We start from the raw sequence: 23,557 nt of genomic DNA on the forward strand, positions 1-23,557 counted from the left end.
CCTGCCAAATTTGAAGAAACGTATTTTTTGGAACAACAGACTGTCTAGTAAAAGCTGGGAAGTCCATAGTAAAGTTTTTGACCAGCAAGAAATTGAATACCTAAAAAGCGGCCTTAACACTCTTCTCTACTCGGAGATATTTTCATGAAACAAACAGAGAGCAACTTATCAACAAATTCAGAGTTAAAAAAGCTTACTGAAGAAAAAAACTGGCAAGAAATTCTAAACTTAACTAATGGGTTGGCAACAATTGACGCCAATACGAAATTCTTTGTGGCTAATGCTTACAAAGAACTTTCTAATTTTGAATTGAGTTTAGAAAATGTTGAGGAAGGGCTAACACAACAACCTAACAGCAGCTGGGGAATAATTCTTAAATATCAAACATTAAAAAAATTAAATAGAATTGATGAAGCTATTTCATTTGCAAGTAAAAAAATATTTGAAAGCAATATAGATAATTACTCTCTCACATCTGATCTAATAAAAGATTTAATCGAAAAAGATGATTTCGATAGTGCTGTAAATATAAATGAAAAAAGAGATGTTTTCAAAGATAAAGTTGAGAAAAAAATATGCATTTGTATTCAATCATTTAATAAAGCCGACACACTGGAAAAACTTCTTGATTCAATTGTAAAATGCAAAGATACAGAAAACTTTTCAATAATAATAATTCAAGATTCTTGGATAGGTTCAAAAAATGAATCAAAATATAAAATTGGTTTCGATGAAGTTACAGCTGTTATATCTAGACATGTCTCAACACTGAGTGAGTGTTTTCACAATGTAGAAATCATAAAAAATAAAAAAAATCTCGGCACAGCAACTACTTGCAGAAAATTATTAGATTATGTTTCTAGTAAATATGACGCGTTTGCTTTTTTTGAAGACGATTGCGTACTAGCTGATGATTGTCTAAATTGGATTAACTTCTGTGTTAGCAGTGCTATATCTGAGTATGGCGCACACTTTGCAACATGCGAATCAGTTTTTTTTGACTATGGTAAAAAAGAAAAACCCACTGAGTCAAAGATTGAAGAACTAATTGAAATCTCAAAGAAGCTTAGTAAGTATTATTGTAAACTTAGTTTCGTACCTTCGACATCTTTCATTACTACAAGCAAGATTTGGCAATCATATAACAAGATTAGAAGTTTTCCACGCGGTCCAGAGAGCCTGAACAGCTATTATAAAAAGCATTCTCAAAAAACAATATTCCCTATTGTCGCTAGAGCTATAGATATAGGCATGGAGCATGAATCAGGCTATAGTATAGCCAATCTTGGAAAAGGCAATGTAAAAGAGATTAAAAATTCATATGCGATGGCAAAAGATTATGGTGACATTAGATATTTAGAATACAGTGAGAATTTAGATTTACTTTTTTCAGCTACATCTAACATTGAAGAAAAAAGCATAATGAAACTTACAAAAATATTTGAAATTTAACTAGATTTCATAAATCGTTTATTTAAAAATTACTCAAAGAAGAAATTAGGCAGAAGCAATTTATAGTTATGGCTGCATAAAATCTTCCGAATAATCTATTTTGTAATTATAAATACGAACCTTAAGCGAAATATAAGATATGGATAACGCTCTTTTATGTACTGGTTTTCATCGTAGCGCCACATCAGTCACCACAAATTATTTATATAATGCAGGTTTGCGCATAGGCTCTAATTTAATGCCGGGAGGTATTAGCAATCCCAAAGGCCATTTTGAAGATATCGACTTAGTCTCACTACATGATAGTCAGCTAAAGTTCTCAGGTACTAACTGGCAATACCATGATGAGGTATTACTAAAAACTGAGCCTAACTTTCTTGAAAATTACGTTAAAAGACGTTTCGAAGCAGATCGTATTTGGGGAGTAAAAGATCCAAGAGCCTGTTTATTTCTTGATGAATGGGATAAGGCACTGGGTGAAAATGGTTCTTACTTGTTCGTAATACGGCATTGGAGCAGTTGTATAGAGTCTTTATTACACCGCCATAGTCGAGAATTTGCTTATGACTTAGATAACAAGGCGGTAAGTTCTAACTTACTCGATTTTTGGCGTGATCCTACCTTAGCAGCAAAAATGTGGTTAAGTTATAACAAAAGAATTTTATCTTTTACCAAGAAAAACCCGCAAAAAGTTATTATTGTCAGTCAACGCGCATTATTTAATGGCGCGCCAATAATTGAAAAGATCAACAATAAATTTGGTTTAACTTTAAACAATGAGGTTAAGTCACCTTTTGATTTAACTCTTTTAAGAGATGAAAGCAACCAAGAAATATTTGAAACGCTGTCAATTTCTCTTAAATCGCAGCTTGATGCAGTTTGGCTTGAGTTGTTGGCACTTGCTGATTTTTCAGCGGAGGATGAGCATCCTAAAATTTATTTTCATCCTCCCTTGGAGTCCAGCCTGTTTAAAGAGTACCAAACCGCTCTTAGCACTGTAAAAGTTACAACTACGTCGTTAACTGAGCAGACTACTATCAACGAGAGTGAAGTGTGGCTAGATGTATTAAATACAATTAAAGTAGATACTGAATTGGTGGTTTATTTAGATGCGGCTACAAAAAAAGATATCGCTACCGATAAACATTTAACATTGCTGAGTATCATAGATACTAAATTTCCTACTAGTGCAGTAGTTCAGCTCTCAGCCGCGAAATTACTACTCAAACTTGAAGCTTATTCTCTGGCATTAGCGCGTTTTAAAACCGCTCTATCCTTAGGTGTCTACTTTCCCTACGTTGATATGATGATAGCACAGTGCTATCAGGCGCTGCCTGGGCACCGGCTAGAAGCTGAATTCTTTTACAATAAAGCATTAAAAGCAAACCCCAAAAATGTGAGTTTCTATATACATTTTGCACGTTTTTTATCCCAAAACAGCGAGAATACTCGAGCAATAGCTATTATTAACCAATCTTTTGAAGTCTGCGGCCAGCAGCCTAATAATATAATCGCTTTATGTGAGCTACTCGAAAAAGAAAACAGGCTTCCAGAAGCGATTGACGCGCTGGAAAAACTAAAAAATACTGGCGATAACAGAGGCGTAGCATTTTTAGCCAGGCTTAAATTGCAAACTCAGTATCAAAATGGCATCGCCGATTATAATGAAATTACAAGAGAAAAAATTAAAGATAAAGATAAATTAATCTGGTTGGCTAAAGTTGGTAATCAATTAAATATTGCTTCTGCAGAAAACGATTTTATTTCAAGATGTGTTAAGCACTGGAAATTATTAGAATAACTATCCCCCAAGGACAGGCTCTAAAAAATGAACATAAAGCATTAACTTTATGTTCATTATTATATTTTTAAAAAATTAAACAGCATAACGATATTAATTTCAAAGACTTAATTATTATTAAAAGGATTTATCCAAATTGGCGTTATGCCTCTTTCGCTATATATGTAATCTTTTGCACAGTAAAACCAGTTACGATTTACAGCCTGTTTAGCTTTATCGTTAGACAGTATTTGCTTGCAATATTTTGCCATAACATTCGCCGAAGCAATCCGTTGTTGTAAATGTATACGCCATTGGCTATGCGTGCTGTCAGAGTAATACCGCTTTTGTAGCATCTCTATATCAACATAGATAAATGATCCAGTTAGTCTTAGCGCTGCCAACCACAGGCGTTCAGAGTGAATTAACTCTGGGGTAGCTATTATAAATAAATTAAGTTGATGTATTACTTTACACCTAATTACGCCTTTAAATGCTCCCTCATAAGAACCAAGCCAAAATAAATCGATTGCAGCGTCAGTATCATGTTTCACGTCTGCAGTAAGTTGTTTTAATAATCTGGGCTGGGAGTTCTTGTCAGGTAAAATATTGCCTTTTAAATCCCACCCAGTAACATGCCCGAATGCTAAGTTTGCCATAGGGTATTGATCTAATGTATGACACAAAGCTAATGAGGCCTCAACATTACTAGAATCATCGTGAGGTAAAATTCTAACATATTCACCTCGGGCAGCATTAAGCAGTAAATTGATGTTTTCTACCCAGTTTAAAGCACTACGACTACTAAAATAACGTATAGATGATTCGCCTTCAAAAAGCGCCTGCAACTCGGCTAACATAGAATCTTCGCAGTGCTGATCGGAAATTAAAATTTCTACACCATCGGACAAATGAGATCTGATATTTTCAATCAGAATCGTTTCAAAACGTGCAGAACGATATAAAGGAATTAATATCGACAATTTCGGTGGTGATGCTGTCGAAAAAAGATTCAAATAGCGCTCCCTAAAATGTTTTTTATGTAATCAAAAGCCTGTTTGGCAAACAATGGGCCTGTGCAATATTTACCTGTATCAATACTTAGCCAGTTACCATAACAGTGTAAACCTATATGATGACGTTGATGAAGTTCACTTTGCGGGTCATCAATATCAGTTTTCCCCCAACTACAAATAAAACCACCAGCAACAAAGGGGGGCTTACTAAAGTTAAGCTCTGCTAAAGCAGGGACAAAACGACTAAGGTGTTTTACTGTATCTTGAATTATTTGCTGCTTATCACAAAAGCACTGCAAATTTTCTAAGTTGGCTAATTCATTTGGTTCAGTACTTTGCGTTTCTCCTATTTTGCAGATAGGGTACCAAGACAAGTAAAAACGACCTTGACCATGATTTACAACATCACCATAAGGGCCGGTAATAAGGGTCGTAGAAGGTATTGTCTTCTGACTGTTCGTGGCAAATTGAACCGAAAGTTTAAATCGGTTAAGCGTAGGCTTATTATTTAAAAAACCAAGCTGCTTATCAAAATGCAGGCGCTGTTCCCATAAACAATTAACCACCAGAGAGTATCTCTCCTGCTGTATTGCTCCAGCCTGGTCATGATAGGTAAGGTTAAAACCAGCATCAAGCTTTGATACGTCTTTAAGCGTACAACCTAGCTTTTTAACAATCAATGGTTCCGACATTACAACAGCAATCAGTGCACTAGCAACCTGAGCAGGATCAACACAAATCTCTTGCGTACTAATTGCACCTAGCAGTTCTTGCGAATTTAACCCAAGTAGCTGTAAAGCTGAACTAGTGTGATGCACAACCGAATGTCTTTTTGCTAACTCATCAACCTGTTGTGCATGCTGACAAATTTCAGTAAAACTAAGCTGTGAATCTTTTGGGACTGCATAGATAAACGCTTTGGAGCGCATAAACCAGCTTTCAGGTAAATCGGTTAATGTTGCAAGCTCGCGAATAAAAGATTGAGATCCCTCTACCATCAAATGGTGAGTTTGCCGTGTAGGATCTGCAGCATAAACATAACCTAGGTGTAACTTACCCTCGTTATATAAACTGGCACCTTGCATAGGCAAGGGGGCTTTGTCATAAAGATGCACTTTAACACCAAGCTTGGCTAAGCGAAGTGCCAAGCAACAACCAGTAATTCCGGCACCTAAAATTGCTATATCCATCAAAACCCTTTTTAGCTCAACTAAATCTAATAAAAATAATTTCTAAACGATAAATTTTGACCTTGAATCTATAAAGTCTACAATGTAAGAAACTTTTAAACCCGTTGCTTCAAATAAACCTAAAATGTTTCTGGCATTATAATTTACACCTACCATAGCAGACTCTCTGTCATGTCAAAGAGGTTTTTTATTTAATTTCATTATTTATATTTATCTCTTTTGATACTTTGATATAGAAAAACAAATTTAAAGTAAATTAACTACAGACGATATATTACTCTGAATCAGAATTTTTGTTTCTAAGTAATAACTTTCAACGTCGTTTTCAGCAGCAAGCTTTTCAATTATCATTATAGGATCATTTCCAAATGAGAAAAGCGTGTAGTTATTATCTATATTACTAAGCCTCACGCAAGTTCCTGAAACAGCAATGCCAGAAAATTCATTATCATGTAATAATTCAAATATTATGTTATCTGTGAATGCATTTTTAATAAAAAAGTATTCGAAGTTTACGATAGAGATTGCTGAACATGGATCAAAGCGTAATTTATGTTTTTTAGAACATTGGAAAGGTATAGAGATAGTTTGCCACTGATCTAGTTCTACTCTCGTTTTTATTGAATTAATTTCAGAATATGCGCCTGTTTCTTCGTGAGGCAAAAAAAGTTGTAACTCGGTTGTTTTAGCTTCTGGTGATATTGCATAACCAGTAAAATCACTATAACTTTTTATAGCGTAATTTGAAAAATATTTAACTATCCGCAAAAACTCAAATTTTTGCGCATAATTCTGCTGTAAGGCACAAAGCTGCTGAATTGGCCCCATACAACCTTTGCTAAAATCGAGCAACACAAGCTTCTTATCTAAGTCAAAACTGAACCATCCGTTCAGTTCAACATCACTTAATAAGGCTTCATCAAAGTGAAAATACTGTGTTGCTACCAGTACACAAGCTTTATCGGAAAAATGAGTTCGATATTTTGCAATAGTACTGATAAGTTGCTGCATAGTTTGACAACAATCTATGGTTAACAGATCAATTGTGTTTGCAACCGCTTCACTAAACTCACTTAATTCGGTACGGCTTAAAAAACTTGATAACCCGCTATACCATTTTTTCTGGTGTCCCTCTGCTTGGCTCAACGTCTCATTATCTAAAAGAGATGTATCTAAGTAGAGCTTTTTATATTCCAACTCTTCGCTGCTGTTTACTAATGCTTGACAGATAGCAAAATGAAATGCAGCGCTATCTGTAGCTAAGCTTATTACCGAATTAGGCTTTAATGCAGCTACCAACCAATACGCTACAGGTAATAGAAAGGTACTGACCGGTGAATCATAATATTTAGGCGTAAGATATAACGTATCAAATACTAAATTACGATAGTCTAGCGCATTAAAATAGTAAGACTGATTGACTAAGCGGCGTTTAAAAGCTGCATCTGTGCCTTGTGCAATGAGCTCTAATTGGTTTTTAACCCGGGTGTTTAAATGACTTTTCGATGGTTCAAAGCCATTTAGCAACTGCAGCGCATGTTGGTAATTCGCCATCGCTGCAGGCTCATTTTGGTTTAAAAAAGCCATATTGCCGAAATTGTTATAAACACTGCTTAATAACATTTTCGTCGCAGTCGTTGGTTCAACGCCTGCAGCTATGGCTTTGCTAATAAGTACTTTGCCCGCTGCACTATCACTTAGCTGAAAATTGGCTATCGCCACATACAAGTAACAATAACCTGCATTACTACTTGCATCAAAGTCAGCTTGATCAAAAGCTGACAGCGCTTGCCAATCACCTAATTGCCAGAGCAGGCTAACTTGATTAAAAACGTCATTAGCGTGTTTAACGTTACCAGCAGCTTTAGCCGCAGGTAATTTACTTTTCGCTTTTTGCATAATTAAGCTCAATATTTAAAGTCTTATTAGCGGTAGGCGTATAGCCCCACGCTTGCCATTATTTTTTTGAACACTTTGTAGCCATATTCTGCAGAGTAACGCTCTTTAACCAGAATAGCGGAAGCATCGGCAAATTTTTTCCACAGTTTCTGATCATCGTACAGTTTGATAATATTGGCTACCCACTCTTCAGGTGTATCAGCAATAAGCGTTGAAATAGCATGGGTTAACCCGGTGCCTTCTGCTGCTGTTTCAGTAAGTACTGTTGGTGTTTGATATGCCATCGCCTCCAATACTTTACCTTTAATACCCGCGCCAGAGAGCAATGGCGCCACAAAAACCCGATGTGCATAAAAAACATCATCAAGATTTTCGGCAAATCCCACCATCTCAATATTGGGTGTTTCCAGTGCTTTGTATTCTTCTGGCATGGCACTGCCGTAAACGTAAAGCTTAATATCAGGCCGCACTTTTTCCAGTAATGGCATAATTTCAGCTACTAGATAATCAACCGCCTCTTTATTAGGGTAATGATTAAATCCCCCCAAAAACGCAATACCTTCACGTGCTTTAAAGGCAGGCGCTTCGCCTTTGTCTTCTAAAACCCATGGCGTTAAATGCAGCTTATCAGTTTCTAAGATATGCGAGGTAATTACTGCATGTTCTGTGCTGTTGTAGCATAAAATGGCATCCACTTTACGACAGACGGCTAACTCGTTTTCGCGCGTTTTAAGTGCCGAATTTAGCGCCTCTTGCGAACGGCTTACTTTTAATGCAGTTCTAAGCTCACGCAAGAAATGCAGATCGGCATTGTTAAATACAACCTTTATACTGGGTTTAACATTCTTAATGGCATCAAGATACTTTTCTGCCACGTTATAGCGGGTAATGTAAACCGCATCCATTTCATGTAAGCGTTTGTTAATCACATCAAATACACTGGCATAAAACGGTGCATACAACACCTCAATCCCCATTTTTTGTAATTCAAGCGTATAACTACCGAAAAAAGCCAGGTTCTCGGGTATAAAGGTTACCTTAAAGCCTAACGCCAAAAGTAACTTCATTTCCTGTACAGCAGCATAACTACCAGCATCCTTATTCGGCTGCGGCGTAGCATAGTCGATAACCAGAACCCTAGCACCAACATTGCGATCTTTTTCGATCATCATGTTCTCTAGACTGGCTTTGCCATTATTGCGAAAAGCTTTATACCATTTTGATGCAAAGGTTTTTTGGTTGATGACCTGATAACGTTTTAAACCTTTAGTGACATCCTTGCCATGGCTCTTGCCTTCGAAATGAATAACCTTGGAAAAGGGCGTGAACACAGTTCGGTAGCCTTTATCGCGGACTTTAAAGGCGATATCAGTATCTTCAAAATAACAGGGGGCCAACTCTTCTGAGAAGCCGCCAACTTCTTGCCAAACTTTGCTAGGTAAACACATAGCGGCGCCGGTGAGGTAGTCAACATCGCGCACATAGTTAAATTCGGGTGCATAAGGGCTATAACCCCGCCCTACATTCCACGGTAAACCATCTTCCCACACAATACCGCCGGCTTCCTGCATTGAGCCATCTTCATTAATTAGCATGGAACCTGTCATGCCAATATTGGCTTTTGTTTCAAACTCAGCAATCAACGTGTCTAACCAGAATGACGTCACTTCCGTATCGTTGTTTAGGAAAACAATATATTCACCCTGTGCAAGTTTGGCTGCGCGATTACAACTGCGTAAAAACCGCATATTTTCAGGGTTTCTGGATACCACAATGTTTTTAATAATAAACTCAGCTTCACTGGTAAAATCGTCTGAGCAGTCATCAGCCAGAATGACTTCATATGAAGTTTTGTTATAAGCAAAAGCAATAGATGCAATACAGGTATAGGTTAACTCAAATTTATTATACGCCGGAACAATAATAGAGACTTTTGGCTTTTCAAATACCGGCAACTCAAAAGAAGGAAATTTCTTTCTACCCTCGTAACCTTCACACAACACTTTATGAAGTTGCATTAGCGTTACCGGGGCAATGTTACTCTCGCCTTTTGCTATTGCTGCAAGCTGATATTGTAAGGTTTCGTAACGATGATCCGCTTGTTTAGGTAATAGCGACATCCCCGGTTCTTGAGAACTACTGCTAAGATACTGCCAAGGCGTTAGTATTGGCGTAGCGGTAATATAACCAAACCCGAGCGGACTTGCCATTTGCTCTAACGCAAAAGTAACTTCAAGTTGCTTACCCGTGATAAATTTAGTGGGTAGTAAAAAGTAGGCTTTTTCAGATTTAGCCTCTGTCTCAAAAGCAACAGTACCAATGACCTCGCCATTTACCATAGCCTGAACTTTTACACCCTTGAGGCTAGCCGTTGATAATACCGCAGTAGAAACATGTCCGTCCTGATATACAGGAGCGCTTAATGTAACGTCGTAATCTAGTGCTGGGATAACAAACTTACTGTGTTTAATTCTTTGACCGGCAGCAGTACGGAGTTCTATTTGGGTATCTGCTTTTGTATTATATGCTTGTAAAGGTACAGCAAAACCGTGCAAACCTTTATGAATACCTGCTTTTTCAAGATCAGCACGATATAAATCAGCTGTCACTGTAGCTAATAACTGCCCATTACCATAAATAGATAGCTCAATAGGCTCATCGCTGGCTTCTGCCGCTACCCAGCCTGCGAGATTACCAAAAGTTGCATTCTCAACATTACATTTAAACAACGCTTGCGCCTTCGTAACTTTTGCTATTTTGCTCGCTTCGGTTACTTCCGAAGTGGTAGTGGTTTTGTTAGTAACTTCAATGTTATCTTTCATGCTGCACCAGGTAAGTTAGATTAAAATTTTTTAACTTTCTAAATAATGGTTAAATGTTAGTCTGCATCCAAAATATATACTTTGAACTGAAGTTTTATTGAATTAAATACTAACAACCATTTAAGTTGGTTAATTTAACTCTTAATAACCCCAAAATCTGAAAATAAGAAACTATTAAAATTCTTAAAGAATTCGGAAAACTCTAACTCAGAGTGCTCGTTATAAAAAATCAGTTCATTATTGGAATTAATTTTAAAATAGCCATCAGCTAAATCCAGACAGCTTCCTTCATTGAACTTTTTCTTATTAGCTTCAATTATCTCCTCAACAAATCTTGACATAGTGTCATTTTCTATTCCATCAGATCCTCTTTCCAATATTTCTTCGAGAGTAATACCTTCAGGAAAAACCATTCCCCTCTCAAGCTTTCTAATATTAGCTTTTATTCTTTGCTCATAAGAAAGTTGATTATAATGAAAAAGTATAAATGCCCCTTTGCTGTGTGAAAACCATTTAATGTCCTTAGGAAATTCTTCGCTATGAATAAGGCTTTTAGTTGATTTGTGCGAAGATGAAACTATTGGTTTTCCCCAGCGGCCACCCCAAACCAATTTGGTTCTATCGTTACCTATATAAAATTGATCTTTGCAACCAGGCCGATTCTCAATCCAAACACATGGTGTTGAAAAACCATGCGGTATCTCTAAAACTTCTCTAGATTCTTCGTATTTACTGCGCAGAACACCGTCATAAAAATACAAAAATTCGTCTGTATCTATTATTATTCTGTGTTCGCAAGAAGACTCAAGTGAATCATATAGCTCAGGGAAAATTGATGAGTCATGAATTCTATTATGATGTTCACTAAATGTGAATTTAATAATCTGAGGATATTTATCATAGATTAATTTAACCATATCATCATCAGACCCATTATCAGCAATTATGAGGCTGTTAAAACCAAAAAAGTTCCCATGATGTATAATCCAATCTTCAAGGAAGTACGGATCATTGAAGGTTTTGAGTATGATCTTTATCTTACATTTTGTGGACTTTATGGAATTAACTATTTCAGCTTTATCTGAAAACCAACTTAACATCAAAACCTCTTAATTTCAAAAAAATGTATTATATTATTATATACACGTAAAAATAATTTTTTTTCTACTCTTACAATAACTTGATAAAGAAAAAAATTAAGATTTATATTTCAACCAAAATAGTCAACTAAGTGACTATTCCATCTTGAAATTTTTTCGGCAACCACCTCGTCATTACCTATCTTACAAGAAGTAGCAAGACTATTTTGGATAAAAACAATTTCATTCAAGTGATTAGAACTTTTGGTTACACTATTTAAATGACGCCTATGTTTGTTAAAGCTTTCACTACAAAAGGCAATCTTAGATTCAAAAATAACTTTAGAATAGATAAACCAATCACCTGCGACTTTAAATGAATTAATCTTGTCTTTATTATTTACAAGCACACTACAAAAAACGTCTCTTTTTAGTAAAACAGAACTCACATTAGGAATCGTATTTTTAATACAAAGTGCTCTTTTTATTTCTTCTTCACCCGAAATAACATAATCCTCCCGCCAGTAATCACCAATATCATCGGTATAAGCTAGGTAGTCATTTGCCAACAAATTACCATCTTGGTCAATTTGCTTTGACTGGCTATACGCTAAAACAACCTCGGGGTCGGCAAAAAACTTAATTAGCGTTTCAACAAATTTTGGCTCGGCTAAATCGTCGGCTTCAGCAATCCATAGATATTCGCCTTTAGCCAGCTCTGCACCTTTTTGCCATTGTTTAAAAACCGAACCTGAATTTTGCTCATTTACTACCAAACGGTAAGGAATTTGGCAGCTTTGCAGGTACTCAGTTATCACTTCAACACTATTATCTGAAGAAACATCATCCAGCACGATCAACTCATACAATGGAAAGGTTTGCTTTACAATAGAATCTAAGCGACTAACGATATATTTGGCATAGTTATAGTTTGGTACAGCTACAGAAACACGAGGTAGTGGCTGCTTTGCATAATCAAGTAAATCAAATAAATAGTGATAAAAGCTTAACTCGGTTTGCACAATATGTTGTCCGGTTTGTGCAAGTTTAGCTGCTTGTTGCGGGTTTTGTAATAAGGAACTCATCGCTTCGGCATACGCCGCTACGTTATCTTTCGGTACTAACAGGCCACAATCACGCTGTAACAGATTTTCAAAACCACCGCAGTCTTTAAAGGCCACTACTGGCGTCAGTGCATCCAAGGCTTCCATTACCACTGACGGGAAAGGATCTTCGCGTGAGGTTAATGCATAAACATCAGCGGCAATGTAGTACTTTCTAGGGTCCTCAACTAAGCCGGTAAAGATAAAATGGCGCTCTGTGCCTGCTTGTATTGCGTTTTGCATACTGGCATCGACAAAGGGTTTATCTAAATGCCCGACCCAAAGCGCATAAATTGTAGGATCTTTCGCAATTAGGTTAGAACACGCCTGTACAAAATAATCAAAGCCCTTACGGTGGTCAGCATAACCGGCGCACATGATGATTTTGGCGTTAGGGGCCAGACCAAGGTTAGCCCGTACTTCATTACGAACGGCTATTTTATCCGCTCCCTGGCGCAATAAACTCGGTAAATAGACGCCCTGAGGTTTAATAACGGCTTGAGTCAATTCCTTATTAATAAACCCCTCAAACCCTTGCTGAACTTGCTTGGCAGGAAAGACTATTTTGTCAGCGTATTGTGCTATAGCTGTTGCATGCTGCTGCAACTTGTAACCTTGCAAAATACTTGGCAATTCATGTATGAGGGATACCACGGTTATTCCCGCTTGCTTTAAGTGAGGCACAAACAAACCAGAAACCGTGGTATTTACCAAAGCTGCAGTTACTCCAGCGGCTTTCACTTTGTTAATGGTATTGGTGATCTCCGCGGCAGTAGCGAATTGTAAGTTTAGCTGCTGCACTGTGGCATAGCGGCGATACTTATCCAACATAACGCCCTCACCCAGCACAATCATTTGCACGTCAAAATGTAATTGCTCAGCAAAATATTTAGCAAAATTTAAGCATAAGATTTGTGCGCCATGTGGGTGTGCATCATGGCTCACAATCAAAATACTTTTTTTTTCAGTATTCACTGTTTCATGGGCATTTCTTACAGCCTGTAACCATGCATAGCCATAGCGTTCGTCAGGCTCAAGGTGAGCGCCCTCTGCCCATTCATTCCAGGCATTTATAAACACAAAACGTTCATCTGGGTTTTCACGTTTTAACAACGTTTCTTTAAAGGCGTTAGTGAGATAACGTTCAAATAATTTCGGACAGCTATTATGAAATACAGTACCTTTATTCTTTTTACGTGCCGTATTGTCCCAAGAGGGTGTTGCACTGCGGAACAGCTTGTATCCGGGGTCAATATATTCATCGCTGCGTTCAACAAATATGCGCCAATCGTAAACCGTGGTTTGAAAGTCATCAACCACTGCTTTTTGTTCATCCGTGATACGCGGCGGCTTACTGTTGTTAGGCGGGAATTCTATTGCCGCATCAAAATCATAAGCTGCTGGATCAACGGTTTCAAAGGATTGCGGGTAAGCTAGATAAATTTCACCAATACCATTTTTCCGGCACCAATCACGCCAGCGTTTAGTTGTTGCCTTCATATCCGGGAATAAATTTGGGCGGTAAACAAGCAGCAATGGCTTACCGTTTACCCGAATATAACGCTCATCTCTTAAATACTTTGAAATATTAGCAATAAAAGCCAGATCATCTTCGGGAGAATAGTTTTGTATCATTAACAGGTCATTTTCTAAACCATCCCAACGGCGGCTCCAATTTTCATTGGCCCAACACACACAGAATGGAAAATCTAAGGTGGGATCGGCAAGCATTTTATCCAGCGGTTGCTCTAATAAACGTTGGCCAGAGAACCAGTATAGGTAATAACAAAAGCCTTCTATACCATATTGCTTTGCCAGTTCAATTTGCTTAGCTTGCGCATCGCGCTCTAGCAGATTGTAATAACCAATATCAGCATGTGGAACATGCGGCTGGTAATGACCTTCAAATCGCGGTATTGCAGGCTTAACATTAGTCCATTCTGTAAAGCCTTTACCCCACCATTTGTCATTTTCAGGAATGGCGTGAAATTGAGGTAGATAGAAACAGATAGTTCTCACTGCTTTGGTTACAGGACTAACATCGTTACTTACTCGAGGAACATATTCAACCGGTGCAACTTCATATCTAGATTTATAAGGTTTGGGTACGGCTTCACGACCTTCATTAATACCATTACATACATAATGAATATAAGGATTTATGCCTGCAGCAGCCACATCAGGATTACATTTTAAATAATGCTCAGTGTTAAAGTTTTCCGACGGGTTATGGCCCAATTTGATACCCGTATTAAGATAATAGGCTAACGGGTTTTCTCCATCGGGAATAAAAGATTGGTAGTGTTTTATATAAAATGTTAAATCAAACGTTTTAGACTCTTGGATCTTTTCAAAAAAATAATCGTCTAAATTTTCAGGTTTGTTTAATATTAAATTACTATTCTGTATTAACTGAGCTGGCCGCTCGGCGTTTGCGTGTTCAAGCACATTAGACTGTTCGATAGAGTTATGGATGTTAGCTTGAGCTGTGAAAGATGGAATATCTAATGACTGTTCTGGCAATTCAGGACACGTTGTATTTTGAAATAATGCCTTAAGTTCAGCTACCGCTTGCTGATCATAAAGTTTTTCAATTAACGGCAACGCCTGTGGAAGCCCGGCCTGCTTTGCAATAAAACGCATATTAAATTTTAGGCTATCTTGCAATACAGGCACAGCAACTGCAGCATCAAGATAATAATTTACTGCTGCTGTGTAATTTTTATTATTTAAGGCTTTATTCGCCTTCACAACTAAATAATCACTCACTCTAACACCACATCCCTTCTAAGCTTAGAATTTAACAATATCTGCGAATAGTGTCCCTTCTTTATCTTTTGCAGATAAAGTGGGCGCAATTTCGGTTAAAGGCCATTTAATACCAATTTCCGGATCGTTCCATAGCAATGAGTATTCATCTCCGGGATTGTAATAATCAGTGCATTTATATTGAAACTCTGCCATTTCGCTTGTGACATAAAAGCCATGCGCAAAGCCCGGTGGTACCCAAAGCATTTGTTTGTTTGATTCGCTTAGTAATACACCTACCCACTGGCCAAAGGTTGGGGAGTTCTGGCGCATATCCACCGCGACATCAAATACCTCACCTTTGGTTACTCGGACTAGCTTGCCTTGTGGTTTTTGATGTTGAAAGTGCAAACCGCGAAGAATTCCTTGCTTTGAACTTGAGTGGTTATCTTGAACAAATTGGTAATTACCACAGTGCTTAATAAATTCTTCATGGCGAAAGGTTTCCATAAAAAAACCACGTTCATCACCAAATACTTTAGGCGTTAACAATACTACATCCGGAATTGCTAGCGGTTGATATTCCATTTTGTTGCTCCCTTTGTTTTACTTACCGTACTTTAATAAGTTGAGCAAATATTGACCGTACTGGGTTTTACTAAAAATTGTGCCTTGTTTCTGCAGCTGGACATCATCAATCCAACCATTGCGCCATGCTATTTCCTCTAAGCTCGCCACTTTTAGCCCTTGGCGATGCTCAATGGTTTGGACATAGCTACTGGCTTCGAGCAAGCTGTCGTGTGTGCCCGTATCTAACCAAGCAAAACCGCGGCCTAATTTCTCAACCGTTAAATCACCACGCTCTAAATAGGCGTTATTCACACTAGTAATTTCTAACTCACCGCGCTCAGAGAGTTTTACTGCTTTGGCAATTTGTACTACATCGTTATCGTAAAAATATAAACCCGTTACCGCGTAATTCGATCTTGGCTGTTTGGGTTTTTCTTCAATCGAAATCGCTTTACCGGTTTGGTCAAACTCCACCACCCCAAAGCGATCAGGATCATTTACCATATAGCCGAATACGGTGGCACCGCTCTGTTTTTCAGCGGCGCGCTTTAACTGCACCGAGAAATGCTGACCATGGAAAATGTTATCGCCCAGTACTAAACATACTGGATCATGGCCAATAAACTCTTCGCCAATAATAAAGGCTTGCGCTAAGCCATCGGGCGATGGCTGCTCGGCATACTGAAACGCCACACCAAACTGCTCGCCAGTGCCCAGTAACTTTTTAAAACCGGGCAAATCTTCAGGGGTAGAAATAATCAGAATATCTTTAATGCCTGCCAACATTAATACCGAGATCGGGTAGTAAATCATCGGTTTATCATAAATTGGTAATTGCTGCTTCGACACCCCTAAGGTGATGGGGTGTAACCGCGTACCTGAACCACCGGCTAGTACAATACCTTTACGCATAATAGTAATAATCCCTTATGTTACTGAGCGGTTAGCTCAGTGAATGTAAGTGCGACTTGCTGCTGCCAACTGGGCAGTTGCAAATTAAATGTGTGTTCTAACTTTGTTATGTTTAAACGCGAATTAGCTGGCCGTTTGGCTGGCGTAGGATATTCGGCGGTAGTAATTGGCATAAACTGTTCAGGTTTAAGCGCTAATGTAATACCTTGACTGCGCGCTAAGCTAAAAATTTCTGCGGCAAATTCATACCAACTGCAATAGCCTTGAGGTGCTAAATGATATACACCAGAATAACGCCCAGTATTCTCGCCCGCGGCTTGCGATAACCATACTTGCTGAATAGCCAAAACCGTTACCTGCGCAATTAAGCGCGCCGGCGTAGGTGCGCCAATTTGATCAGCAACCACCTTTAGGGCTTCACGGCTTTGTGCCAATTTTAGCATGGTACGCATAAAGTTATTACCGCGCGCGGCATATACCCAACTGGTGCGAAAGATCAGGTATTGATCGGTGTTTTGCATCACAGCGTTATCACCGTCTAGTTTGCTTTGACCATATACAGACAGCGGTCCAGTCTCATCGCTTTCTTGCCAAGGCGTGCTGCCCTCCCCCGGATACACATAATCACTTGAGTAATGCACCAACCACGCATTGCGTTGCTTGGCTAAAGTAGCCAAGGCCGCAGGCAATACAACGTTAATTAGGTTGCAGGCGGCTTGCTCAGTTTCTGCTTTATCCACGGCTGTCCACGCAGCAGCATTAATAATTAACGTTGGGTTTAATGCAGCGACTTGGCTAATAACAGCTTGGGTGTCGGCAAAATCTACCTCGCTGCGGCTAAGTGTGTGTAGCGTGCCCAACGGGGCCACAGCACGCGCCACTTCAAAACCAACCTGCCCCGTGGGAGCGAGCAATACTATAGTTTGCATTATGTTATTCCTTAGCGCGCAACATGCTGATAGCTGCCATCTAAAATAGCTTGCCACCATGCGGTATTGTTTAAATACCACTGCACGGTTTTGCGCAGGCCCGTTTCAAACGTTTCTTGTGGCACCCAACCTAGTTCACGTTCAATTTTGCTGGCATCAATGGCATAGCGCACATCATGGCCCGGGCGGTCAGTTACATAGGTAATTAAATCGCTGTATTGCTTTATACCTGCGGGTTTGGTTGGCGCCAGCTCTTCAAGCAAAGCACACAAGGTGTGCACCACTTCAATATTTTGCTTTTCGTTATGGCCGCCAATATTGTACGTTTCGCCGATAGCACCAGTGGTAGCTACACATACCAAGGCACGGGCATGATCTTCTACAAATAACCAATCGCGGATTTGTTTACCATCACCATATACCGGTAAGGCTTTACCGGCTAAGGCATTTAAAATCATTAACGGGATCAGCTTTTCTGGGAAATGAAACGGGCCGTAGTTATTAGAACAGTTCGTTACTACGGTCGGTAAACCAAAAGTACGTAACCAAGCACGTACTAAATGATCAGAGCCCGCTTTACTGGCAGAGTATGGGCTACTAGGCGCATAAGGTGTGGTTTCAGTAAACAAATCATCGGTGCCATGTAAATCACCATACACTTCGTCAGTTGAAATATGATGAAACCGAAACGCCGCTTTTTTTTCGGCAGCTAATGCGCTCCAGTAAGCCCGCGCCGCTTCAAGTAGCGTGTACGTACCGACGATGTTGGTTTGAATAAATTCGCCTGGGCCATTAATAGAGCGATCAACATGGCTTTCTGCGGCCAAATGCATAACAACATCGGGCTGATATTTAGCAAACAAGGCCGCCATGGCAGCGGCATCACAAATATCCGCTTGCTCAAAATGATAACGTTCAGCGTTAGCAACACTAGTTACCGAGCTAAGATTACCTGCATAGGTAAGCTTATCAACATTAACCACGGTATGCGGCGTATCGCTAATTAAATGCCGTACCACGGCTGAGCCGATAAATCCGGCACCACCGGTGACTAAAAAGGTTTTTGCTGACACGGGGTCGTCCTCACATTAATTTATTAAGGTTTTAACAGTAGTTCTTTTATTATGTCTATTTGCACTTCAGCTTTTTGTATCTCATGCTCTAAAGCCTGTTGCCGTTTGCTTAGATCCGTATTTACTTGTAAAAGCTCGCAATTGGTTTTTTCTAATTCGGTGATTCTAACTAATTGACTAGAAAAATCCTTTTTAACTTGCGCCAATTCTTCTTTCAAATTTTCTTGCTGAGTTTTCGCAGCATCAAGCTGTTTCAAGAGTTCTACTTTTTGCTGCTCAGCCTGTTGCTTCATCAAAGCAACTTGTTGATTTGCTAACTCAAGTTGTTTAGTTAATTCTTCGTTTTGCTGCTCAGTCTGTTGCTTCATCAAAGCGACTAATTGATTTGCTAGCTCAAGTTGTTTAGTTAATTCTATTTTTTGCTGCTCAGCCTGTTGCTTATTTATATCTAACTCTTTCGTAACACTTTCAAGTTGCTCAGAAAGCATGGCGTTGCTTAGCGTTAACGTTGAAATTTCTTGAGCTATAAAGTTTTTCGTAAATGTTAAATAAGGTAGGTCTGGATCCGTGTTATCTTCTGCAGTGATCTGATAAAACTGCGCTTTAAGTGCTTCTTCGGTTTTATCTCTTGACTGCATATCTTTGTATAGGACATGCTCGCTGCTTAAAATTATGATTGTCACGAAATGCTTTAGTAAATCTAATTTTTGTAATTCAAGAATAAAATCTGAAGCTAAGTCAGGAACATCAATGATTAGAGTGTTCGCTGAGTTGTCAAGATTAAGGCTCAGTACTATCTCGCCGATGGCCTTCGTTGTAACTATATCTTCTTGATTGACTTTTAGACCAGGAAAAATTGTCTTTAAACCTGTAGCAGGTTTAATTGCTGAAAATTCTGCTAAGTTATAAGTTGTAAAATTGGCTTTTCCTGTTTCAACCGCAATAATGGTGTGTTCAATTTGAATATTAGATGCACCATACCGCTTGGCTAAAGCGCTGATAGCAGATTCTCTCGCGTCCACCAATAAAATATGTTGGTAATCATCAAAATCAACTTGAGGCTGTTCAACATTACCCGCACCTAGCCAAATTAAATTCCTATTTGTTGTCATGCTTAGTCCTCTCCTTGCTCAGTATGGTCCTCTAATAATTTAGGCGACGCAGTGCGCCCTTCACTACGACCAAATTTTACGAAATGCAGTAAAGGATTAATACCTGTTTGAGCAACGTCAGGATAGCGTTGTAAATACCAAACTCCATCAAAATCAGGACCAGGTCTGCGTCCTTCTGAGGCACCAAAGCGCAAATAATGTTCAGCGGGGTTAATACTCTCATTATCCACGTCAGGATAAGCTTTTAGATACCATTCAGTGTCAAAAAGCTCGCTGGTAATAATTAATGCAACATCGCGTTGTATCTGTTTTTTGAACTTGTCTTCTTTATGTATTAAACGGCCAAGCATTCTAACTGGGCCAGTTACTTTCCACGCCTTAGAGTTTTGTATGGATGTAAGATCTTGCTGGAGGTTGTTGAATTTAAATTCAGCTTCATCAGCTCTAGCTGTCGATTTCCTTAATTGACTTTGTAAACGCTTTAGTTCACGCTTTTGTTGTTTATCACGGCTTATTGCATCATGTTTGTTTTTATCTAACAGTAAGTAGTAGGATTCAAGTTTTTCTTGTAAAAACATTAACTCAGAGATGATCTCAGTATTATCTTGCTGGCTTTCAGAATACTTAATTTGCCATAAACGCAGCTGCTCTTCAGATTGATTTAATTGTAATTCAAACTGCTGATTCGTTTTGACCTCAGATTGCAATAACTCTTTAAGTTGATTATGTTTTTGTTGCTCAGCATTAAAATGCTGATGCAAGTTGTTGTATTGTTGCTGGCTTTGCTGCAGTTGTTTTTCTAATTGCTGTACTGTTAGAAACTGTTGTTCAAGTTCTTCCTGAGTTTTCATTAAGTATGATAGTAGGTGCGCGTGTTCAGATTCTAAGAACTTATGTTCGTTCTTATGCTCTTGGCATGCAGTCACCGTTTGATCTAGCGAGTTTTGTGCGAAATGCAATTGAGTTTGTAAATCTACAATATCAGCATTTAGCGTTATTAGCTTTCGCTCTAAAGCGCTAGCTTGTAGGTTATTTTGCTTTTGCTCCGATAAAAGAGTCTGATATTGCAGTAAAATAACATCAAGGTTAGCAGGTTGCACTTGATCACTAATAACAATACTACTAGCCTTAAGTAACTGACATAACTTACTAAGCTTAGGATCTTGCTGTAATAATTGTGACGCTATTACTGTATAAAGCTGAGTAAGTGGGGCGAGTAATGGCTTTGTTAGCGGCCAGCCCAGTTCAGCTATGATACTTAAATCATCTAATTGGCAAGATACGAGCTGGCTTAAATTAAGCAATTTTAACTTCCGTCGCGATTGACGGTGTAACGCAAGTAATGCCTGAACGTGATGTTGCCACTGCTCTGCGGCGTCAGTTAACGGTATCCCCTCAGCTAACAGCTCAGCTATTGTTTGCTCAGGTGCAGCATACGCCAACAAGACTTTAGGGTATTGCACAACTAAGTCTGTTAACTGCTCTAGGGTAACCGGAGTATTAACTAATACCGGTGTTTGAGACTGTGTCAGCTCTGCTAGCGTTGCTACTATGGGTAACACGTTTTGCTCCAAGGCTTGCAACCACATAGGCTCGTTCTTAAGGGTTAACACCACGGTCATGCTTGACTCCAAAAAAAAACTTGACTGCTTAGCTGGTATACTGTGTTACCAGCTTTTGTAAGTTGGCTAAAAAGTCTTTGCCTAAATGCTTATCGCGAATACCGTATTCGGCAAAGGTGGTGATGTAGCCTAATTTGTTGCCGCAATCGTGGCTGCGGCCTTTAATGTGGTAGGCGTTTACTTGCTGCTCTTTCATTAAAATAGCAATAGCATCGGTAAGTTGTATTTCGTCGCCAGCACCAAGCGGCGTGTACTCCAACGCTTCCCAAATTTCAGGGGTAAAAACGTAACGGCCTACTACAGAAAGATTAGAAGGCGCCTCGTCTACTGGCGGTTTTTCAACTATGGCGGTCATTTTTACGCTTTCAGCTTGTTGTAGCTGTTTGCCTTCTACGTCGGCTACACCATAGCTGCTTACGTTTTCCATTGGCACCGGCTCAACCATAATTTGGCTTATGCCAGTTTTTTCGAACAAGGTGTTCATATGCGCCAAGTTGTCGATTTTTAAATTGCTATCAACATGATCAATTAATACATCGGGCAGCACAACCGCAAACGGCACATTGCCAATCAGTGGCCTGGCGCAAAGCACCGCATGGCCTAAGCCTTTGGCTTCGCCTTGGCGCACATGCATAATAGTTACGTCTTTGGGGCAAATATTTTGTACTTCTTCGAGTAATTGGCGTTTTACCCGTTTTTCCAGCATAGATTCGAGCTCAAAGCTTTTATCAAAATGGTTTTCTATGCTGTTTTTTGAGGAATGCGTGACTAAGACAATTTCTTTGATGCCGGCAGCTATACATTCTTGCACAACATACTGAATAAGCGGCCGGTCGACCACAGGTAACATTTCTTTTGGTATCGCTTTAGTAGCAGGTAACATACGTGTGCCGAGGCCGGCAACCGGAATAACAGCTTTAGTGACTTTCACGATAGTTTTATCCTTAAAATTAATCACGCTTTTTCAGCAATTATGTAAATCTTTAGTGTAGCTAAAACAAGGTTTCGCTTTAGTTAAGGGGTTACCTGTTCATTTGTTGCAAATGGTAGCATTTAACCTATCTTATTGCAGCCAAAAATACTGTTTAACACCAAAGTCTGTTACTGCAGCGTAGCTAATAACTTAATAATAGTGGTATTAATTTGTTGTACATTAAAGTGTTTTTCTGCCATTTCACGGCTTTTTTGCCCCATAGCGTTAATCAGCGCTGGCTGTTGAATAAACTGCAGCATAGCCTGCTCTAAGGCCTCTTGGTTATGAGGCATTACTAAAAAGCCATTTTCACCATCTATCACCGTTTGCCGACAGCCTGGCATATCGGTGGTAATAATGGCGCGGCCTACCGCCATGGCTTCTTGAGTGCTGCGGGGTACACCTTCTCTATAATAGGTTGGCAACACAAATACACTGCTTTGCGTTAAAAAAGGGATAACATTTTGTACCCTGCCAGGATAATAAATAATATCTTGTTGCACATAGAACTGCAGTTCTTGCCGAGACAACGCATAACTACCGCTATCTGGTTCGCCTAATACTACAAACTCTACGTATGGGTAGCGTTTTTTTAAGGCCTGCGCGGCAGTAAGAAAATAGCGGATCCCTTTTTCGTTTAATAAACGTCCCACAAAAATAAAGCGGATAGGCTCAGTAACAGGGGGCACCTGCGGATAACGCTGTAAATTAACCCCGATACCACCAAGCACATGGCTATTACCTACCGGAATACGATTATGGATAAGTAAATCGGCTTGATCTTCAGGATTTAAAAAAAACACCAAATGCGCCTTGGGTAAGCTTAACTTATACAAAAGTACTTGAAAGGCACGCACTAACTTGGCTCTACGGCGCATGCCCGAAGCGGGTTCGGTGAAAGCGCGGCCTAGCCCTTCTATTTTGGCTACGCGTATCGGCACTTTTGCGAGCCAAGCGGCTAAGGTGCCGTAAATAACCGGTTTAGCAAAATAGCAAAAACTCAGGCTTATGCAGTGCTGTTTAAACAGCCGATAAAGTTGCCAGGTGGTTTTAAGCTCAGCAAACGGGTTTAAACCAAAACGGCTCAACTGATAGTCAACAGGGATAGCGCCCAACTTACGAACCGCGGCTTTGGTTTGCTCGGTGTAATCAGTAGCAAAGGCAAATACGGTATGGCCCGCTGCCACAAAATCGCTTATTAAATCGGCCCTAAAGCCCAAAATAGTGCTAGCAATACTGCCAACGACGGCAATACTTTGAGGTTTTAGTGGCATAGT

Annotated in this window: 16 protein-coding genes; 2 read left to right on the forward strand and 14 right to left on the reverse strand. The window is 39.3% G+C overall.

Going from position 1 to position 23,557, the window contains the following annotated elements; all coding sequences use genetic code 11:
* Positions 1 to 144 precede the first annotated feature (144 nt).
* The gene (locus IE070_RS00005; RefSeq protein ID WP_189479229.1) at positions 145 to 1,452 is read left to right on the forward strand and encodes a glycosyltransferase family 2 protein; all 1,308 of its coding nucleotides are present in this window, start codon (positions 145 to 147) and stop codon (positions 1,450 to 1,452) included.
* Between the two features lie 139 nt (positions 1,453 to 1,591).
* A complete protein-coding gene (locus IE070_RS00010) occupies positions 1,592 to 3,253 on the forward strand; it encodes a sulfotransferase family protein (RefSeq protein ID WP_189479230.1) in 1,662 nt (553 codons plus the stop codon).
* A 107-nt stretch (positions 3,254 to 3,360) separates the two neighbouring features.
* On the opposite strand, the gene IE070_RS00015 is transcribed toward IE070_RS00010, so the two are convergent.
* The 14 genes from IE070_RS00015 to IE070_RS00080 all read right to left on the reverse strand — a co-directional run bounded on the left by IE070_RS00015 (position 3,361) and on the right by IE070_RS00080 (position 23,554).
* On the reverse strand, positions 3,361 to 4,248 hold the full coding sequence (locus IE070_RS00015) for a glycosyltransferase family 2 protein (protein WP_189479231.1): 888 nt from the start codon (positions 4,246 to 4,248) through the stop codon (positions 3,361 to 3,363).
* Entirely contained in the window at positions 4,245 to 5,438 is a 1,194-nt protein-coding gene (locus tag IE070_RS00020; protein ID WP_189479232.1) for an NAD(P)/FAD-dependent oxidoreductase, read from the reverse strand. The genes IE070_RS00015 and IE070_RS00020 overlap by 4 nt, the downstream gene beginning before the upstream one ends.
* A 246-nt stretch (positions 5,439 to 5,684) precedes the next feature.
* Positions 5,685 to 7,337 carry a hypothetical protein gene (locus IE070_RS00025; protein WP_189479233.1) on the reverse strand — a complete coding sequence of 551 codons (1,653 nt, stop codon included), beginning with the start codon at positions 7,335 to 7,337 and terminating at the stop codon, positions 5,685 to 5,687.
* A gap of 26 nt (positions 7,338 to 7,363) precedes the next feature.
* Positions 7,364 to 10,159, reverse strand: coding sequence for a glycosyltransferase (locus IE070_RS00030; protein ID WP_229796870.1), 2,796 nt, complete (start codon positions 10,157 to 10,159; stop codon positions 7,364 to 7,366).
* 134 nt (positions 10,160 to 10,293) lie between these two features.
* Positions 10,294 to 11,259: a glycosyltransferase family protein gene (locus IE070_RS00035; protein ID WP_189479234.1), complete on the reverse strand. Its 966-nt coding sequence runs from the start codon at positions 11,257 to 11,259 to the stop codon at positions 10,294 to 10,296.
* Positions 11,260 to 11,369: 110 nt separating this feature from the next.
* Entirely contained in the window at positions 11,370 to 15,110 is a 3,741-nt protein-coding gene (locus tag IE070_RS00040) for a glycoside hydrolase family 99-like domain-containing protein (RefSeq protein ID WP_189479235.1), read from the reverse strand.
* A 24-nt stretch (positions 15,111 to 15,134) separates the two neighbouring features.
* Positions 15,135 to 15,677 (reverse strand): dTDP-4-dehydrorhamnose 3,5-epimerase, encoded by a 543-nt coding sequence (gene rfbC / locus IE070_RS00045; protein ID WP_189479236.1) that lies wholly within the window; start codon positions 15,675 to 15,677, stop codon positions 15,135 to 15,137.
* An 18-nt stretch (positions 15,678 to 15,695) separates the two neighbouring features.
* Entirely contained in the window at positions 15,696 to 16,571 is an 876-nt protein-coding gene (gene rfbA / locus IE070_RS00050) for a glucose-1-phosphate thymidylyltransferase RfbA (RefSeq protein WP_189479237.1), read from the reverse strand.
* Between the two features lie 20 nt (positions 16,572 to 16,591).
* Complete coding sequence (rfbD, locus tag IE070_RS00055) at positions 16,592 to 17,500, reverse strand: dTDP-4-dehydrorhamnose reductase (RefSeq protein ID WP_189479238.1); 909 nt, start codon at positions 17,498 to 17,500, stop codon at positions 16,592 to 16,594.
* An 11-nt stretch (positions 17,501 to 17,511) separates the two neighbouring features.
* Complete coding sequence (gene rfbB / locus IE070_RS00060) at positions 17,512 to 18,573, reverse strand: dTDP-glucose 4,6-dehydratase (protein WP_189479239.1); 1,062 nt, start codon at positions 18,571 to 18,573, stop codon at positions 17,512 to 17,514.
* A 23-nt stretch (positions 18,574 to 18,596) separates the two neighbouring features.
* Positions 18,597 to 19,685 carry a hypothetical protein gene (locus tag IE070_RS00065; protein WP_189479240.1) on the reverse strand — a complete coding sequence of 363 codons (1,089 nt, stop codon included), beginning with the start codon at positions 19,683 to 19,685 and terminating at the stop codon, positions 18,597 to 18,599.
* Positions 19,686 to 19,687: 2 nt separating this feature from the next.
* Positions 19,688 to 21,307, reverse strand: a complete 1,620-nt coding sequence (locus IE070_RS00070) for a coiled-coil domain-containing protein (RefSeq protein WP_189479241.1) — start codon at positions 21,305 to 21,307, stop codon at positions 19,688 to 19,690.
* Between the two features lie 28 nt (positions 21,308 to 21,335).
* On the reverse strand, positions 21,336 to 22,238 hold the full coding sequence (galU, locus tag IE070_RS00075) for a UTP--glucose-1-phosphate uridylyltransferase GalU (protein ID WP_189479242.1): 903 nt from the start codon (positions 22,236 to 22,238) through the stop codon (positions 21,336 to 21,338).
* Positions 22,239 to 22,408: 170 nt separating this feature from the next.
* Positions 22,409 to 23,554 carry a glycosyltransferase family 4 protein gene (locus IE070_RS00080; protein ID WP_189479243.1) on the reverse strand — a complete coding sequence of 382 codons (1,146 nt, stop codon included), beginning with the start codon at positions 23,552 to 23,554 and terminating at the stop codon, positions 22,409 to 22,411.
* Positions 23,555 to 23,557: the final 3 nt, after the last annotated feature.

Origin of the sequence: Alishewanella tabrizica (assembly GCF_014652375.1) — a bacterium.
Lineage (GTDB): Bacteria > Pseudomonadota > Gammaproteobacteria > Enterobacterales > Alteromonadaceae > Alishewanella > Alishewanella tabrizica.

What these genes read in the sequence shown, in the direction of transcription:
- IE070_RS00005 (WP_189479229.1), top strand. Translation starts at nt 145, where the DNA reads ATGAAACAAACAGAGAGCAACTTATCAACAAATTCAGAGTTAAAAAAG.
- IE070_RS00010 (WP_189479230.1), top strand. Translation starts at nt 1,592, where the DNA reads ATGGATAACGCTCTTTTATGTACTGGTTTTCATCGTAGCGCCACATCA.
- IE070_RS00020 (WP_189479232.1), bottom strand. Translation starts at nt 5,438, where the DNA reads ATGGATATAGCAATTTTAGGTGCCGGAATTACTGGTTGTTGCTTGGCA.
- IE070_RS00025 (WP_189479233.1), bottom strand. Translation starts at nt 7,337, where the DNA reads ATGCAAAAAGCGAAAAGTAAATTACCTGCGGCTAAAGCTGCTGGTAAC.
- IE070_RS00030 (WP_229796870.1), bottom strand. Translation starts at nt 10,159, where the DNA reads ATGAAAGATAACATTGAAGTTACTAACAAAACCACTACCACTTCGGAA.
- IE070_RS00035 (WP_189479234.1), bottom strand. Translation starts at nt 11,259, where the DNA reads ATGTTAAGTTGGTTTTCAGATAAAGCTGAAATAGTTAATTCCATAAAG.
- rfbC (WP_189479236.1), bottom strand. Translation starts at nt 15,677, where the DNA reads ATGGAATATCAACCGCTAGCAATTCCGGATGTAGTATTGTTAACGCCT.
- rfbA (WP_189479237.1), bottom strand. Translation starts at nt 16,571, where the DNA reads ATGCGTAAAGGTATTGTACTAGCCGGTGGTTCAGGTACGCGGTTACAC.
- rfbD (WP_189479238.1), bottom strand. Translation starts at nt 17,500, where the DNA reads ATGCAAACTATAGTATTGCTCGCTCCCACGGGGCAGGTTGGTTTTGAA.
- IE070_RS00065 (WP_189479240.1), bottom strand. Translation starts at nt 19,685, where the DNA reads ATGACAACAAATAGGAATTTAATTTGGCTAGGTGCGGGTAATGTTGAA.
- IE070_RS00070 (WP_189479241.1), bottom strand. Translation starts at nt 21,307, where the DNA reads ATGACCGTGGTGTTAACCCTTAAGAACGAGCCTATGTGGTTGCAAGCC.
- IE070_RS00080 (WP_189479243.1), bottom strand. Translation starts at nt 23,554, where the DNA reads ATGCCACTAAAACCTCAAAGTATTGCCGTCGTTGGCAGTATTGCTAGC.